This window comes from Pseudomonas sp. FW305-28, from assembly GCF_017351395.1.
Classification (GTDB): domain Bacteria; phylum Pseudomonadota; class Gammaproteobacteria; order Pseudomonadales; family Pseudomonadaceae; genus Aquipseudomonas; species Aquipseudomonas fluorescens_AA.
In genome coordinates this window covers 1-15,191 of record NZ_JACNDD010000076.1, presented here as the reverse complement: position 1 = coordinate 15,191, position 15,191 = coordinate 1, and the positions used below count along the sequence as shown (strand labels likewise).

The 15,191-nt window shown below is 62.3% G+C and carries 13 protein-coding genes; 1 reads left to right on the top strand and 12 read right to left on the bottom strand.

Going from position 1 to position 15,191, the window contains the following annotated elements; genetic code table 11:
* Positions 1-2: 2 nt before the first annotated feature.
* From hutI to hutC, 10 genes are all read right to left on the bottom strand, one after another.
* A complete protein-coding gene (gene hutI, locus J4E53_RS18225) occupies positions 3-1,205 on the bottom strand; it encodes an imidazolonepropionase (protein WP_103310042.1) in 1,203 nt (400 codons plus the stop codon).
* Positions 1,206-1,315: 110 nt separating this feature from the next.
* On the bottom strand, positions 1,316-2,848 hold the full coding sequence (gene hutH, locus J4E53_RS18220) for a histidine ammonia-lyase (RefSeq protein ID WP_060739586.1): 1,533 nt from the start codon (positions 2,846-2,848) through the stop codon (positions 1,316-1,318).
* Between the two features lie 129 nt (positions 2,849-2,977).
* Positions 2,978-4,501: a histidine ammonia-lyase gene (gene hutH / locus J4E53_RS18215; RefSeq protein ID WP_103310040.1), complete on the bottom strand. Its 1,524-nt coding sequence runs from the start codon at positions 4,499-4,501 to the stop codon at positions 2,978-2,980.
* A 171-nt stretch (positions 4,502-4,672) separates the two neighbouring features.
* Entirely contained in the window at positions 4,673-5,503 is an 831-nt protein-coding gene (locus tag J4E53_RS18210) for a glycine betaine/L-proline ABC transporter ATP-binding protein (protein WP_050586211.1), read from the bottom strand.
* Complete coding sequence (locus J4E53_RS18205; RefSeq protein ID WP_003196893.1) at positions 5,500-6,351, bottom strand: proline/glycine betaine ABC transporter permease; 852 nt, start codon at positions 6,349-6,351, stop codon at positions 5,500-5,502. Before J4E53_RS18205 ends, J4E53_RS18210 begins: the two co-directional genes overlap by 4 nt.
* 71 nt (positions 6,352-6,422) lie before the next feature.
* Positions 6,423-7,391, bottom strand: a complete 969-nt coding sequence (locus J4E53_RS18200; RefSeq protein WP_014336129.1) for an ABC transporter substrate-binding protein — start codon at positions 7,389-7,391, stop codon at positions 6,423-6,425.
* A gap of 69 nt (positions 7,392-7,460) precedes the next feature.
* Positions 7,461-8,927 (bottom strand): cytosine permease, encoded by a 1,467-nt coding sequence (locus J4E53_RS18195; RefSeq protein WP_103310039.1) that lies wholly within the window; start codon positions 8,925-8,927, stop codon positions 7,461-7,463.
* Between the two features lie 150 nt (positions 8,928-9,077).
* Positions 9,078-10,766, bottom strand: a complete 1,689-nt coding sequence (hutU, locus tag J4E53_RS18190; RefSeq protein WP_039592729.1) for a urocanate hydratase — start codon at positions 10,764-10,766, stop codon at positions 9,078-9,080.
* Between the two features lie 459 nt (positions 10,767-11,225).
* Positions 11,226-11,795 carry a HutD family protein gene (locus J4E53_RS18185; protein ID WP_103310037.1) on the bottom strand — a complete coding sequence of 190 codons (570 nt, stop codon included), beginning with the start codon at positions 11,793-11,795 and terminating at the stop codon, positions 11,226-11,228.
* Positions 11,792-12,502 carry a histidine utilization repressor gene (gene hutC, locus J4E53_RS18180; RefSeq protein ID WP_170842365.1) on the bottom strand — a complete coding sequence of 237 codons (711 nt, stop codon included), beginning with the start codon at positions 12,500-12,502 and terminating at the stop codon, positions 11,792-11,794. The genes J4E53_RS18185 and hutC overlap by 4 nt, the downstream gene beginning before the upstream one ends.
* A gap of 143 nt (positions 12,503-12,645) precedes the next feature.
* On the opposite strand from hutC, the gene J4E53_RS18175 reads away from it, so the two are divergent.
* Complete coding sequence (locus J4E53_RS18175; protein WP_103310035.1) at positions 12,646-14,010, top strand: formimidoylglutamate deiminase; 1,365 nt, start codon at positions 12,646-12,648, stop codon at positions 14,008-14,010.
* Positions 14,011-14,131: 121 nt separating this feature from the next.
* On the opposite strand, the gene J4E53_RS18170 is transcribed toward J4E53_RS18175, so the two are convergent.
* Together J4E53_RS18170 and J4E53_RS18165 are read right to left on the bottom strand one after the other, a co-directional pair.
* Positions 14,132-14,701 carry a lipocalin family protein gene (locus tag J4E53_RS18170; RefSeq protein WP_060739593.1) on the bottom strand — a complete coding sequence of 190 codons (570 nt, stop codon included), beginning with the start codon at positions 14,699-14,701 and terminating at the stop codon, positions 14,132-14,134.
* Positions 14,702-14,732: 31 nt separating this feature from the next.
* Positions 14,733-14,987 (bottom strand): hypothetical protein, encoded by a 255-nt coding sequence (locus J4E53_RS18165; protein ID WP_003186715.1) that lies wholly within the window; start codon positions 14,985-14,987, stop codon positions 14,733-14,735.
* Between the last annotated feature and the right edge of the window lie 204 nt (positions 14,988-15,191).

Sequence of the window (15,191 nt, the reverse complement as noted above, 5' to 3'; positions counted from 1 at the left end):
CCTCAATCGATTTCCACGCCGTGACGCACGACGCGTTTTTCCAGATCGCCACCGAGCCAGTACGCCAGGTCGGCCGGGCGGTCGATGTGCCAGGCGACAAAATCCGCGACCTTGCCGACTTCCAGCGAACCGTGGGTTTGCGCCATGCCCAAGGCCTGGGCCGCATGAATCGTCGCCCCTGCCAGGGCTTCTTCCGGGGTCATCCGGAAACAGGTGCAGGCCATGTTCAACATCAAGCGCAGCGACAGCGCCGGCGAAGTGCCGGGGTTGAGGTCGCTGGCCACGGCGATTTTCACCCCATGCTTGCGCAGGGCATCCATGGGCAGCAGTTGGGTTTCCCGCAGGAAATAAAACGCCCCCGGTAGCAACACCGCCACGGTGCCGGAAGCGGCCATGGCCTTGGCGTCGTCCTCGGTCATGAATTCCAGGTGATCGGCCGACAGCGCCTGGTAACGCGCCGCCAGGCTGGAACCGTGCAGAGACGACAATTGTTCGGCGTGCAACTTCACCGGCAGTCCCAGTTGTCGCGCGGTGATAAACACTCGCTCGACCTGCGCCGGGGAAAACGCCAGGTATTCGCAAAAGGCATCCACCGCATCCACCAGCCCCTCGGCCGCCAGGGCTGGCAGCATCTCGGTGCAGATGTGTTCGATGTAGTCATCGGCGCGATCCTTGTACTCCGGTGGCAAGGCGTGGGCTGCCAGGCAGGTACTGCGTACGCTGACCGGTAACTCGGCGCCAAGACGGCGAATGACGCGAAGGATCTTGCGTTCGCTGGCCAGGTCCAGGCCGTAGCCGGACTTGATCTCCACCGTGGTCACGCCGTCGTGCATCAGGCCTTTCAGGCGTTTGGCGGCGCTGGCGAACAATTCGTCTTCACTGGCGGCGCGGGTGGCGCGCACGGTACTGGCGATGCCACCGCCGGCCGCCGCGATTTCGGCGTAGCTGACGCCTTGCAGGCGCTGTTCGAACTCACCGCTGCGGTTGCCGCCAAATACCGTGTGGGTGTGGCAGTCGATCAACCCCGGCGTGACCCAGGCGCCCTTGAGGTCGTTGACCGCCGGGTAGTCCCCCATCGGCAATTCGGCACGCGGGCCGATCCAGTGAATGTGCTCGCCCTGGGTGACGATGGCGGCGTCTTCGATGATCGAGTAGACGCCCTGGGCCATGGTGGCGGCGTGGCAGTTTTGCCAGAGGGTTTTCATCCCGGTTTCCTCGTCGCGTTCAAAATCGAATCGCGAGCGAGCTCGCTCCCACAAGGATTTCTGATGCACTCAAAACCCCTGTGGGAGCGAGCTCGCTCGCGATGAGGCCCTTACAGGCTCGGCAACAACTGCGCCGTGACCAATTCGTTCAGGCACCGACTCGCCAGCAACTCACTGGCCGCATTGATATCCGGCGCAAAGAAGCGGTCCTTCTCATAAAACGGCACTTCTGCACGCAACAGACCACGGGCCCGCTCCAGTTTGGAAGAGGTCTTCAAACCGCCGCGCAGGTCCAGCCCCTGGCAGGCCGCGAGCCATTCCACCGCCAGAATTCCACGGGTGTTCTCGGCCATTTCCCACAGGCGCTTGCCGGCGGCCGGGGCCATGGAGACGTGGTCTTCCTGGTTGGCCGAGGTCGGCAGGCTGTCCACCGAATGGGGATGGGACAGCGCCTTGTTTTCACTGGCCAGGGCCGCCGCGGTGACCTGGGCGATCATGAAGCCGGAGTTCACCCCGCCATTGGCCACCAGGAACGGCGGCAACTGCGACATGTGCTTGTCCATCATCAACGAAATCCGGCGCTCGCTCAGGGAGCCGATTTCGGCAATCGCCAAGGCCATGTTGTCGGCGGCCATCGCCACCGGTTCGGCGTGGAAGTTGCCGCCGGAAATCACGTCACCCTCGGCGGCGAACACCAGCGGGTTATCCGACACCGCGTTGGCTTCGATCACCAGCACTTCAGCGGCCTGGCGGAACTGGGTCAGGCACGCGCCCATCACTTGCGGCTGGCAACGCAGGGAGTACGGGTCCTGGACCTTGTCGCAGTTCTGGTGCGAATCGGAGACTTCGCTGCGCTCGCCCAGCAGATCGCGGTAAGCGGCGGCGGCATCGATCTGGCCTTTCTGGCCGCGAGCGGCATGGATCCGCGCGTCGAACGGCGAGCGCGAACCGAGCACCGCTTCCACCGTCAGGCTGCCCAGGGACAGGGCCGCGGCGAACAGGTCTTCACCTTCGAACAGGCCACGCAGGGCAAACGCAGTGGAGACCTGGGTGCCGTTGAGCAGCGCCAGGCCTTCCTTGGCGGCCAGGGTCAGCGGCGCGAGACCGGCGACTTTCAGCGCCTCGACGGCCGGCAGCCATTCGCCCTTGTAGCGGGCCTTGCCTTCACCCAGCAGCACCAGGGACATGTGGGCCAGCGGCGCCAGGTCACCGGACGCACCGACCGACCCCTTGAGCGGAATGTGCGGGTAGACCTCGGCATTGACCAGCGCAATCAGCGCATCGATCACCTGCCGACGGATGCCGGAAAAGCCCCGGCTCAGGCTGTTGACCTTGAGCACCATGACCAACCGCACCAGCGCATCGCTGATCGGCTCGCCCACGCCGGCGGCATGGGACAGCACCAGGGAGCGCTGCAGGTTTTCCAGGTCCTCGCTGGCGATGCGGGTCGAGGCCAGCAGGCCGAAACCGGTGTTGATGCCGTAGGCGGTGCGGTTCTCGGCGAGGATCTGTTCCACGCAGGCGACGCTGGCCTCGATCTGCGCCGAGGCACTGGCATCCAGGCTCAAGGTCACCGGGTGCTGATAGATGTCACGCAATTGAGCCAGGCTCAATTGGCCGGGAATCAGGTTTAAGGCAGTCATGTATTGCTCCTTTTGAGAGTTTTGTTTTCACCCGCCAGTCGCTCCGGAATGTTCCGTTATCCGTCACCTTCGCTTTTTGGGCGATGCCTTGTGGGCAAGAGGTGCCTTGGCACGCTGGCGCTTTTTTGATCAATTCAAATTCGGTAATACGTTGTGCAGCACGTTTGGGTCTTTGAGCAGGCCGGCGGCACTGGCGATGTCCGGCGCCAGCCAGCGATCCTGGTCGTAGGGCGGCACGCGCTCGCGCAGCAGTTTCCAGGCGATGTCGGTGCCGGCGCCGAAACGCTGGGCCTTGAGAAACTCAAAGGCCTGGGCCGCCAGCAGGTACTCGATGGCGAGGATCTGCGTGCAGTTTTCCAGCGCCCGGTGCAGCTTCAGGGCGGCGTTGGTGCCCATGCTCAGGTGGTCTTCCTGCAAACCGGAGGTGACGAAATTGTCCAGCACCGCCGGTTGCGCCAGTTGCTTGTTCTCCGCGCACAGCGACGCGGCGACGTATTGCACGATCATCATCCCCGAGTTCACGCCGGGATTGGCCACCAGGAAGGCTGGCAGGCCGCTGACGTGGGGGTTGATCAAGCGGTCGAGGCGACGCTCGGCGATGGAGCCGATTTCGGCCATGGCAATCGCCAGCAGGTCCGCCGCCAAGGCCACCGACTGACCGTGGGGGTTGGCCTGGGACATGACCCGGAAGTTTTCCGGCGTACCCAGCAACAGCGGGTTATCGGTGACCGCATTGAGTTCGGTTTCGATCTGTTGCCGGGCGTGGGCCAACTGATCACGAGCCGCGCCGTGCACCTGAGGGATCGAGCGGATGCTCAGGGCATCTTGGGTGCGAATGCCCAGGCTCGCGGCGATGACCTCGCTGCCGTCGAGCAAGGCACGCAAGTTGACCCCGACCTGCTGCATGCCCGGGTGCGGCTTGAGGGCGATGATCTCGGCATCGAACGCGGCAATCTGGCCGCGCTGGGCCTCGAAGCTCATGGCGCCGATCACGTCGGCCCATTGCACCAGCCGCGTCGCATCGGCCAGGGCCAGGCAACTGAGGCCGGTCATGCACGGCGTGCCGTTGACCAGGCACAGACCGTCCTTGGCCCCCAGTTGCACCGGTTGCAAACCCTCGGCGGCCAAGGCCTGTTGCGCCGGGACTATTTGTCCGCGATAGCTGACCTGACCAACCCCCAGCAGCGCGATGCCGATATGGGCCATGTGGGTCAGGTAACCCACCGAACCCTGGGACGGCACTTGCGGTGTGATGCCGTGATTGAGCAGTGCCAACAACGCCTCCACCACCCGGCGATGGATGCCGGACTTGCCCTGGCTGTAGTTGAGGATGGCGGCGCAGAGGATCGCCCGGGTCTGTTCATCCGTCAGCGGCGCGCCGACGCCACAGGCATGGCTGAGCAGGGTGTTGCGCGACAGTTGGCTGAGTTGTTCGTCCTTGAGCGAGACATTGCACAAGGCCCCCAGGCCGGTATTGACGCCGTAGGCGCGCTCGCCGCTTTCGACAATGCGCTGGACGATGGCCTGGGCATTGTCGATCCGCGCCCAGGTCTGGGTCGACAGCTCAAGCTCGGCACCGAAGCGGGCGACGGCGACGACGTCCTGCCAGCGCAACGGAGCGCCGGTGATTACGATTTTTTCAGCCTGGGACATCCTCAACCTCGTCTGTGCAACTTGAATATTGATGCAGCTTTGCCGGCCCTATCGCGAGCAAGCTCGCTCCCACAGGGATTTCCTTTTGGGCACAAAATGTGTGAGCAAAAGAGGTCCCCTTGTGGGAGCGAGCTTGCTCGCGATGGGGCCAGCCCTGCCACCACAAACCCTTCAAACCACCGCAGCCCTGCGCTGCACAAACCGATCGACATACTCATCCGCCGGCGAATGCAGGATCTCCCGGGGCGTGCCGACCTGGATCAGCTTGCCGTCCTTGAGGATCGCGATGCGGTTGCCGATGCGCACGGCCTCGTCGAGGTCGTGGGTGATGAAGACGATGGTCTTGTGCAGGGTCTTCTGCAGCTCCAGCAACTGGTCCTGCATTTCCGCACGGATCAGCGGGTCGAGGGCGCTGAAGGCTTCGTCCATCAGGATGATATCGGTGTCCGCCGCCAAGGCCCGGGCCAGGCCCACACGCTGGCGCATGCCGCCGGAGAGCTGGTGCGGGTATTTGTTCTCGTAGCCTTTCAGGCCCACGGTGTTGATCCAGTGCAGCGCCCGCTCGGCGCACACCTGCTTGCTCTCGCCGCGCACTTTCAAGCCATAGGCGACGTTGTCCAGCACGCTCTTGTGGGGCAGCAGGCCGAAGCTCTGGAACACCATGCTGATCTTGTGCCGGCGAAATTCGCGCAGGGCGTCCATGTCCAGTTGCAGGATGTCTTCGCCGTCCACCAGGATCGCGCCACTCGTAGGATCGATCAGCCGGTTGAAGTGGCGCACCAGGGTGGACTTGCCGGAGCCGGACAGGCCCATGATCACGAAGATCTCACCGGTGCCGATGCTCAGCGATAGGTCGTTGACCCCGACCACGCAGCCGGTTTCGGCCAGCACCTGGTCCTTGGTCTTGTTCTGGCGGATCAGCTCCAGGGCTTCCTTGGAGCGATTGCCGAAAATCTTGAAGACGTTCTTGACTTCGATCTTGCTGATGGCTGCGTTGCTCATTTGCTCACCTCATGCCGAGGACGACCATAGGCCTGGGTAATGCGGTCGATGACCACGGCGAGAATCACGATGGCCAGCCCCGCTTCCAGGCCGCGCCCGACGTTGAGGGTCTGGATGCCCACCAGCACATCTTCGCCCAGGCCACGGGCACCGATCATCGAGGCGATGACCACCATCGACAGGGCCATCATGGTGGTCTGGTTGATCCCGGCCATGATGCTCGGCAGGGCCAGGGGCAGTTGCACGCCGAACAGCTGTTGCCAGCGGTTGGCGCCGAAGGCGTTGATGGCTTCCATCACTTCGCCGTCCACCTGGCGGATGCCCAGGTCGGTCAGACGGATCAATGGCGGCGCGGCGTAGATCACCGTGGCGAAAATCGCCGGGACCTTGCCCAGGCCGAACAACATCAACACCGGAATCAGGTACACGAAGCTCGGCATGGTCTGCATGATGTCCAGCAACGGCATCAACACCGAACGCAGGCGGTTGCTGCGCGCCGAAAGAATGCCCAGGGGAATGCCGATCAACACCGAGATCAGCGTCGCCACCAGCATCAGGGCGAGGGTCTGCATCAGTTTGTCCCACAGGCCTACCGCACCCACCAGGAACAACAGGCCGACGATGACTGCCGTGGCCACGACCTTGCGGGTGGCGTGCCAGGCAATGCCACCGACAATGGCCAGCATCAGCCACCAGGGCGCCATGCGCAACAGGCCTTCCAGATTGACGATGGCCCACAGCAGGGTGTCGGAGATGTGCCGGAACACATCGCCATAGTTGGTCACCAGGGAGTCGACCCAACCGTTGACCCAATCGGCGATGGAGAAGGTAAAGCTTTCGGGAAACATAAGAGACTCTCGATCAAGTGGATGCGGTGAACGTCCCGGCCAGCCCCACGGTTGGCCGGGAAGGATTCGACCTACAGAGCCGCGTCGATTTTCTTGGCAGCGTCTTCACTAACCCAGGCGTGCCAGACTTCAGGATGTTCCTTCAGGAAGATCTTCGCCAGTTTCGGCGACTCGATCCGCTCTTTGGCCATGCGCCCAAGGTTCTGGTTCAGGATATCGATCGGCAGGTTGACCTTTTCCAGCACCGCCACCAGTTCCGGGGCTTCGTCGTGGAACGTCTTGGACAGGCCGACCTTGATGCTCACGCTTTTATCCACACCCGGTTTTTCTTCCAGTTTCACCAGGTCCACCTGGCCCATCAGCGGCGTTGGCGACCAGTAGTAGAACAGGATCGGCTCGCCACGCTTGTAGCTCGACAGCACCGCCGCATCCAGCGCCGGGCCGGTGCCTGGACGGAAGTTGGTGTAGGTTTTTTCCAAGCCGTAGCTTTTCAACATTTCGCTGTTGTCCAGCTCACAGGTCCAACCGGCCGGGCAGTTATAGAAGCGGCCCTTGGACGGTTCTTCCGGGTCCTTGAACACGGCGGCATACTGGCCCAGGTCGGCAATGTTCTTCAGGCCCGGGGCCTTGGCTTCGAGCTTGCGCTTGGCGTCGCCTTCAACCACGTAGCGCGGCACATACCAGCCTTCGATGGCGCCCACCACCGGGGCACCGACGCCGACCACCTTGCCGGCCTTCTCGGCCTTGTTCCACACCTCGCTGCGGCCGACCCACTCTTCGGCGAACACCTGGATGTCGTTGCTGCTCAGGGCGTTTTCCATGGTGATGGAGTTGCCCGGCAGGCTGTCGGTCTTGCAGTCGTAGCCTTTTTCCAGCACCACTTGCAGGACGTCAGTCAGCAGCATGCCGCTTTCCCAGTTCAGGCCGGCAAACTTCACCGGTTTACCCGACTCGCACCAACCCGCCGCTTGCGTGGCGCCGGCGCTGGCCAGCAGGCCCATGGAAAGCAATGTGGTCAGCAGGGTCTTGTTCGACTTCATTATGTGACGCTCCTAATCAGTTGGATTGGCTTACGGCAGTCAAGAGGCATCCAGCCCTGTCAACGTCCATCAGACCGCTTGAATGCGGCCCGCCCTGCTCGGTTGTGCGTCAACCGCGTCCTGCTCGAGCGGCAGGATCAATTGATCGGGTACTGCGCTGTGCCACTTCTTGGCGAGGACGTAATACAGCGCCGCCGGGACCACCAGACCGATGATCCAGGAGATATCCACACCGCCCATGGCTCCCACCAGCGGACCGGTATAGAACTTGGTGGCGATGAAGGGCAATTGAACCAGTACACCGAAGACATAGACGCTGATACCCAAGGCGTTCCACCGACCGTAGCGGCCGTTCGGGTCGGCCAGTGCCGGCACGTCATAGCGCTCGCGGGTGATGCAGTAGTAGTCCACCAGGTTGATCGCGCTCCAAGGCGTAAAGAACGCCAGCAAGAACAGGATGAAAGACTTGAACGCACCGAGGAACGAGTGCTGGCCGAGCAGCGCGATCAGGGTCGCGGCGCCGACAATGAACAGCACGAAGACCAGACGCTGCACGCGCGTGACGTTCAGATGCCCCCGGAAACCGCTGATGATGGTGGCAATGCACATGAAGCTGCCGTAGGAGTTCAGCGTGGAGATGGTGACCTTGCCGAACGCGATGCTGAAGTACAGCAGCGCAGCGGTGGCGCCGGTGCCCCCCAGGCCAACGATGTAGGCCACTTCGTGACCGGCGAATTGCCCGTTGGCCGAGGCGGCGGCAAATACGCCGAGGATCATCGCCACCTGTGCGCCGATGACCGAACCGGCGCCTGCGGCGAAAAAGGTTTTCACCGAGGACGTCTTGCTCGGCAGGTAACGCGAATAGTCAGCCACGTAGGGGCCGAAGGCGATCTGCCAGGAGGCCGCGAGCGACACCGCCAGCAGGAAACTGCTCCAGCTGAAATGGCGGATTTGCAGGAGTGCGCCAACGTCCGTCTGGCTGATCAGGCGAGCGAACAGGTAAACGAAGGCAATCACACCAATGATGCTGGCAACCCGGCCGATGAAATGGATCACCCGATAACCCAGCACTGTCACCAGCACGATGACACTGGCGAAGATCAGGATGCCCGCACTGTCGCTGACACTGAACAACTGCCCCAGCGCCTGGCCGGAAAGCACGGTGCCCGTCGCGGTGAAACCCAGGTACATCAGACACACCAGCACGATCGGGATGGCCGCGCCATACACACCGAACTGCACCCGGCTGGAGATCATCTGCGGCAGGCCAAGCTTGGGCCCTTGCGCGGCATGCAAGGCCATGACGCCACCGCCGAGCACTTGGCCGATCAGCAAACCGATCAACGACCAGAACACATCACCGCCCAGCACCACCGCCAATGCACCGGTGACAATGGCCGTGATTTGCAGGTTGGCCCCCATCCAGAGGGTGAACTGGCTCAACAGCCGACCGTGTCTCTCCGCTTCCGGGATGTAGTCGATCGAGCGCTTCTCGATCAACGGCTTGCTGCTTGCGCGTGTGCGGGTGACAGCCATGGTTCAACCTCTGTGGATTGTTCTGGAATTCATTTGCGCCACTGCTTCCCTGTGGGAGCGAGCTTGCTCGCGATAGCGGTGTATCAGCAGACAATGCTGTTGACTGACACGCCCTCATCGCGAGCAAGCTCGCTCCCACAAGGGCCGGGGTTATTTGCCGGTGATCATCGGCAAGTTCAGCCCCTGTTCCTTGGCGCAATCGATGGCGATCTGGTAACCGGCATCGGCATGGCGCATCACCCCGGTACCCGGGTCGTTGTGCAGTACGCGAGCAATGCGCTCGGCCGCTTCGTCGGTACCGTCGCAGACGATCACCATGCCCGAATGCTGGGAGAAGCCCATGCCGACGCCACCACCGTGGTGCAACGACACCCAGGTCGCGCCGCTGGCGGTGTTGAGCAAGGCATTGAGCAGCGGCCAGTCGGAAACGGCGTCGGAGCCATCCTGCATGGATTCGGTTTCACGGTTCGGGCTGGCCACGGAACCGGAGTCCAGGTGGTCGCGACCGATGACGATCGGCGCCGACAATTCACCGCTGCGCACCATCTCGTTGAAAGCCAGGCCCAACTTGGCGCGCTGACCCAGGCCGACCCAGCAGATACGTGCCGGCAAGCCCTGGAAGCTGATGCGCTCGCGGGCCATGTCCAGCCAGTTGTGCAGGTGGGCGTCGTCGGGGATCAGTTCCTTGACCTTGGCGTCGGTCTTGTAGATGTCCTGGGGGTCACCGGACAGCGCAGCCCAACGGAACGGGCCGATACCACGGCAGAACAACGGACGGATATACGCCGGGACGAAACCAGGGAAGTCGAAGGCATTTTCGACGCCCTCTTCCTGGGCCATCTGGCGGATGTTGTTGCCGTAGTCGAAGGTCGGCACGCCCATTTTCTGGAAGGCGAGCATGGCTTTGACGTGGACAGCCATCGATTGCTTGGCGGCCTTCACCACGGCTGCGGGCTCGGTCTTGGCGCGGGCACGGTATTCGTCCCAGGTCCAACCGGCCGGCAGGTAACCGTTGAGGGGATCGTGGGCGCTGGTCTGGTCGGTGACCATGTCCGGGCGCACACCACGACGGACCATTTCCGGCAGGATTTCGGCAGCGTTCCCACACAGTGCGATGGAAATCGCCTTGCCTTCGGCAGTGTATTTCTCGATGCGCGCCAGGGCGTCGTCGAGGTCTTTGGCTTGCTCGTCGACGTAACGGGTTTTCAGGCGGAAATCGATACTGACCTGCTGGCACTCGATGTTCAGCGAGCACGCACCGGCCAGGGTCGCGGCCAGGGGTTGCGCGCCGCCCATGCCACCCAGGCCGGCGGTCAGGACCCAACGGCCCTTGAGGTTGGAGTCGTAGTGCTGGCGACCGGCCTCGACGAAGGTTTCATAAGTGCCTTGGACGATGCCCTGGCTGCCGATGTAGATCCAGCTGCCGGCGGTCATCTGGCCGTACATGGCCAGGCCCTTGGCGTCGAGTTCGTTGAAGTGTTCCCAACTGGCCCAGTGCGGCACCAGGTTGGAGTTGGCGATCAGTACACGAGGGGCGTTGCTGTGGGTCTTGAACACGCCCACCGGCTTGCCGGATTGCACCAGCAGGGTTTCGTCGTCATTCAGGTTGGTCAGGCTTTCGACGATCTTGTCGTAGCACTCCCAATTGCGCGCCGCGCGGCCGATGCCACCGTAGACCACCAGTTCCTTGGGGTTCTCGGCCACTTCCGGGTCGAGGTTGTTCATCAACATGCGCAGCGGCGCTTCAGTCAGCCAGCTCTTGGCGGTCAGCGTGTTACCGCGAGGGGCGCGGATTTCAACGTCACGGTATTTTTCGGGTTTGCGGGTAGCGTCGGTCACAGCAAAAACTCCTCAGCGATCAATCCAGACCAGCCCGGGCAGTGGGCAGCGATTTAGCGAACGTTGCGTAGAAGATCGGTGACTCATACGCATACGTCTTTACTTGTATGTACAAGCATATGCAATCAAGCGGCCAACTTGTCGAGGACACGTTTGCAGGATGACGTGAGGATTGGCTGAAAGCCCCGTGATTGAGCGGTTTGAGAGCCAGATGAAATTTCTGGAGGAGGGATTTATGAAGAACACAGGCAGGTTACGAAAGCGCGGTTCTGCGCCACGCTGGGGCATTCGGTAACAAGTTGGTGCGCAGAAGAAACAGCAGGTAGACACTTTGTGGCGAGGGGATTTATCTGTGGGAGCAAGGCTTGCCCGCGACGAAGGCAATGTGGCCTGCCAGAAAATCGAGTCGCCTGCGTCGCGGGCAAGCCTTGCTCCCACAGGGTACTCAAGAAGCTGAAATCAGCGGGCCGTCAGCTCGATCACACAGCATTGGCCGTGGCTGGTGATGTCCAGCAGCCCGGTGTTACCGCTCAATTGCAAGCAGTCGTAGAGGCCCAGGATAACGGCGGACTCGCCAATCTTGATGGTCAATCCCGGGGCCGCGCTGAACACCAGCAACGTCTCCGCTTCGCTGAAGAATCGCTGCTGCCCCCCCACCCACTGCAATCGCGCGCGGTAACGCTGCGGCGCATAGATCAGGTTGAAATCCCGAATGGGGCCGCCCAGCAAGGTGCAATGCACATGGCTCTCGCCGCTGAAGGCAAAGGGGTCCAGCGGGCGCAAAGGCCCCGTGGCCTGGCCATCGACGTTCAGCGTCATACCGTCTCCCTGCAAGACGCTGATGATCCGCTCGTAACCGGCAAACGTGGAAAAACCACCCGACTCACCGATATCGGCAATCGACAGACGCCAGCCGAAACCTTCCAGGCCAGTGCCGGCATCGCGAGTGATTTCCTCGGTGCTGCCACCGCCGTTTTTCCACGGCATGCGGGGGTAATCTGCTGCGCGTAAAACCTTCAACTGGCTCATTTATGAAAGCGCCCTTCCAGACTGTGACGGGAACCCGGATGGATCAGGCGCGCGGCGGTCACCGGCTGGCGCCCGGACCAGGTGCGGCGGCGGATCAACAGGCAGGGTTCGCCTCGCTCGATCTGCAGCAGTTTGCACTCGCTCGGCTCGGCCAGAATCGCCTCGACCACATGCTCACCCTCGGTCAGCGGCGCGACCTGGTTCAGGTAGGCGTAGGGCGTCTGCAAGGTGAAGTCCTGCTTGAGGTAGTCCGGCGCCACCAGTGCGTTGACGAAACGGTCCTCGATTTGCACAGGGATGTCGTTCTCGAAATGCACGATCAGCGAATGGAACACCTTCTGGCCTTCACGCATGTCCAGGGCCAGGGCTCGCTCGGAACCGGCCGCCTCTTCCTCCAGCGTGATCACCTTGCAGGTGTGGCGATGACCACGGGAGGCGATTTCGTCGGCGATGTTATGCACTTCGAACAACGCGGATTGGCTCTTGGGCTCGGCCACGAACGTGCCGACCCCCTGCATGCGCACCAACAGGCCATCGGCGGTCATTTCCCGCAGGGCACGGTTGATGGTCATGCGACTGAAGCCCAATTGGCTGACCAGCTCGCTTTCCGACGGCACGCGGTAATGCGGCGGCCAGTTTCCACTGTCGATCTGCTGGGTGATCATCTGTTTGACGCGGGCGTACAAGGGCGCCGGACTGTCACCCATGTGTGCGGCCAGCGGCGGTTTGGCAGGCGGAGTCGGCACGGCGGTTCCCTGTTCTGCGAATAAGGTTGCTAGCTTGCCGGAGTTTACCGGCCAGGCAAACGTCTGTATATGTATATACAAATTACGCACGATGAGGTTGAACCATGTCCGCCTTCTTTGCCGAACGCGCGCTGCTGCCTAGTGGATGGGCCCATGATGTACGTCTTGAGGTCGATGCCAAGGGCGTCCTGACCCATATCCAGGCCGGTTCCCACGCAGACGGCGCCGAACGGCTGGGCGGTCCGCTGTTGCCGGGCATGCCGAACCTGCACTCCCATGCCTTTCAACGGGCGATGGCCGGGCTGGCGGAAGTGGCGGGCAATCCCAACGACAGTTTCTGGACCTGGCGCGACTTGATGTACCGCCTCGTCGGAAAAATCAGCCCGGATCAACTCGGCATCATCGCCCGCCAGCTGTACATCGAAATGCTCAAGGCCGGCTACACCTCGGTCGCCGAATTCCATTACGTGCACCATGACACCGACGGCGCACCCTACGCCGACCCGGCGGAGCTGGCCCTGCGCATCAGCCACGCCGCCAGCGCCGCCGGCATCGGCCTGACCCTGCTGCCGGTGCTCTACAGCCATTCCGGTTTTGGCGGCCAGGCGCCCAATGACGGGCAGCGCCGGTTCATCAACAGCACCGAAAACTACTTGAAGCTTCAGTCACGCTTGCAACCGATCCTGGCCGGGCAACCGGCCCAGGCCCTGGGCTTGTGCTTCCACTCGCTGCGCGCCGTGACACCCGGGCAGATCCAGGACGTGCTGGCCGCCAGCGACCGTGATTGCCCGGTGCACATCCACATCGCCGAGCAGCAGAAGGAGGTCGATGACTGCCTGAGCTGGAGCGGCGCCCGCCCGCTGCAATGGCTGTACGAAAACACCGAAGTCGACCAGCGCTGGTGCCTGGTTCATGCCACCCACGCCAACGCCCAGGAAGTCAGCCTCATGGCCAAGAGCCGGGCGATTGCCGGCCTGTGCCTGACCACCGAAGCCAACCTGGGGGACGGGATTTTCCCGGCCGTGGATTTCCTCACCCAGGGCGGGCGCCTGGGTATCGGCTCCGACAGCCATGTGTCCTTGAGCGTGGTCGAAGAATTGCGCTGGCTGGAATATGGCCAGCGCCTGCGTGACCAACGGCGCAACCGCTTGTATCGGGCGGATCAGCCGATGGTCGGCCGCACCTTGTTCGACGCGGCATTGGAAGGCGGCGCCCAGGCCCTGGGGCAACCGGTCGGCGCCCTCGACATCGGCAAGCGCGCCGACTGGCTGGTGCTCGATGGCAACGACCCGTACCTGGCCACGGCCAATGGCGACGGGATTCTCAATCGCTGGTTGTTTGCCGGCGGCGATCGTCAGGTGCGGGATGTGATGGTCGGTGGACGGTGGGTTGTGCGTGATGGGCGTCATGCCGGCGAAGAGGAAAGCGCTCGGGCGTTCACCCAGGTACTGCGCGAACTTCTAGACTGACGCGGATAAAAAATGTGGGAGCGAGCTTGCTCGCGATGAGGCCTTCACATTCAACACTGAGGTTGGCTGGAAGTCCGTCATCGCGAGCAAGCTCGCTCCCACATGGGTTCTCAGGAGCCGATCAATTCGAAGTCTTGGCCATCTGCCGATCCGACGCGCGCCAGATCAGTCGTGTCGTGTCATAGCCCTGCTGGCGCGCCTTGCTCAGCAGTTCCTCGCGCACGACGCTATTGACGGTCGGTGTGCGGGACAGCAGCCACATGTAGCGGCGGCTCGGGTCGCCGACGATGGCGGTCTTGTAGTCATCGCTGACGTACAGCACCCAGTATTGCCCTTTCGCCACGCCCGGCACGATCCGTGAAAACCAGTTGTCGAACTCGACCCAGAGCTTGTCGGTCTTGCCCGGCACCTGCGGCGTGGCCGTGCCCCTGGCCTCCTCCCACTGCCAGTCCGAGGTCAGGCAGCGATTGAGCACACCCACGTTGCCGTCTGGCTTGAGGATGTAGTGAGCTTCCGATTGCGCGCAATTGCGCTGGAAATACATGGGCAGACGGGCCAACTCATACCAGGTCCCTTGGTAACGCTTGAGGTTGACGCTGTTGACCGTCTTGGGCGCCAACGGATCTTCGCCAGAAGTGGCACAGCCGGCCAATACCAGGCCAGCCAAAAGCACAAAAACTAACCGCATCATTATTTTTCTCCCGCAGGCCTCTGGCCTCGGTTTACTTCAGGCCTTGGCCGGAAAACATCAACACTTTGTCACCGGCGTATTGCACGCTGATAAAGCTTTTCTGGTCGCCCCAGGTGCAGCTGGACATGCCGAGTGCGCCTGAACAATCGGTCGGTTTCCCCAGCAACGTTTCGACTTCGGCCTTGGGCATGCCAGCCGACAGTTTCGAATAGTTTTCCTGGTTGACCTTGCTGCATGCGGTCAACACGACGCACATAAACAGCAGAGCGATAGATCGCAGCGACATGGTGTAACTCCTGGAACGGAAGGGAGGTGGCAGGGTGCCAACCTGATCCTTAGAAGAGAAAACCCCTATCTGGTTCCCTGACACCCCCAGTATTTATTGGCTGTGCAGAGGTGTTTCATCGATGAGTCACCCGGTTTGTGACGCCGTCGTACCTTTCGTCGGGACTGAGGCCCTGGCGCCTGATGGGTCGGGCTTTGGCGCCGA

Excerpts from the sequence above, each read along its gene's own strand:
- hutI (WP_103310042.1), bottom strand. The coding sequence starts at position 1,205 with ATGAAAACCCTCTGGCAAAACTGCCACGCCGCCACCATGGCCCAGGGC.
- hutH (WP_060739586.1), bottom strand. The coding sequence starts at position 2,848 with ATGACTGCCTTAAACCTGATTCCCGGCCAATTGAGCCTGGCTCAATTG.
- hutH (WP_103310040.1), bottom strand. The coding sequence starts at position 4,501 with ATGTCCCAGGCTGAAAAAATCGTAATCACCGGCGCTCCGTTGCGCTGG.
- J4E53_RS18210 (WP_050586211.1), bottom strand. The coding sequence starts at position 5,503 with ATGAGCAACGCAGCCATCAGCAAGATCGAAGTCAAGAACGTCTTCAAG.
- J4E53_RS18205 (WP_003196893.1), bottom strand. The coding sequence starts at position 6,351 with ATGTTTCCCGAAAGCTTTACCTTCTCCATCGCCGATTGGGTCAACGGT.
- J4E53_RS18200 (WP_014336129.1), bottom strand. The coding sequence starts at position 7,391 with ATGAAGTCGAACAAGACCCTGCTGACCACATTGCTTTCCATGGGCCTG.
- J4E53_RS18195 (WP_103310039.1), bottom strand. The coding sequence starts at position 8,927 with ATGGCTGTCACCCGCACACGCGCAAGCAGCAAGCCGTTGATCGAGAAG.
- J4E53_RS18185 (WP_103310037.1), bottom strand. The coding sequence starts at position 11,795 with ATGAGCCAGTTGAAGGTTTTACGCGCAGCAGATTACCCCCGCATGCCG.
- hutC (WP_170842365.1), bottom strand. The coding sequence starts at position 12,502 with ATGGGTGACAGTCCGGCGCCCTTGTACGCCCGCGTCAAACAGATGATC.
- J4E53_RS18175 (WP_103310035.1), top strand. The coding sequence starts at position 12,646 with ATGTCCGCCTTCTTTGCCGAACGCGCGCTGCTGCCTAGTGGATGGGCC.
- J4E53_RS18170 (WP_060739593.1), bottom strand. The coding sequence starts at position 14,701 with ATGATGCGGTTAGTTTTTGTGCTTTTGGCTGGCCTGGTATTGGCCGGC.
- J4E53_RS18165 (WP_003186715.1), bottom strand. The coding sequence starts at position 14,987 with ATGTCGCTGCGATCTATCGCTCTGCTGTTTATGTGCGTCGTGTTGACC.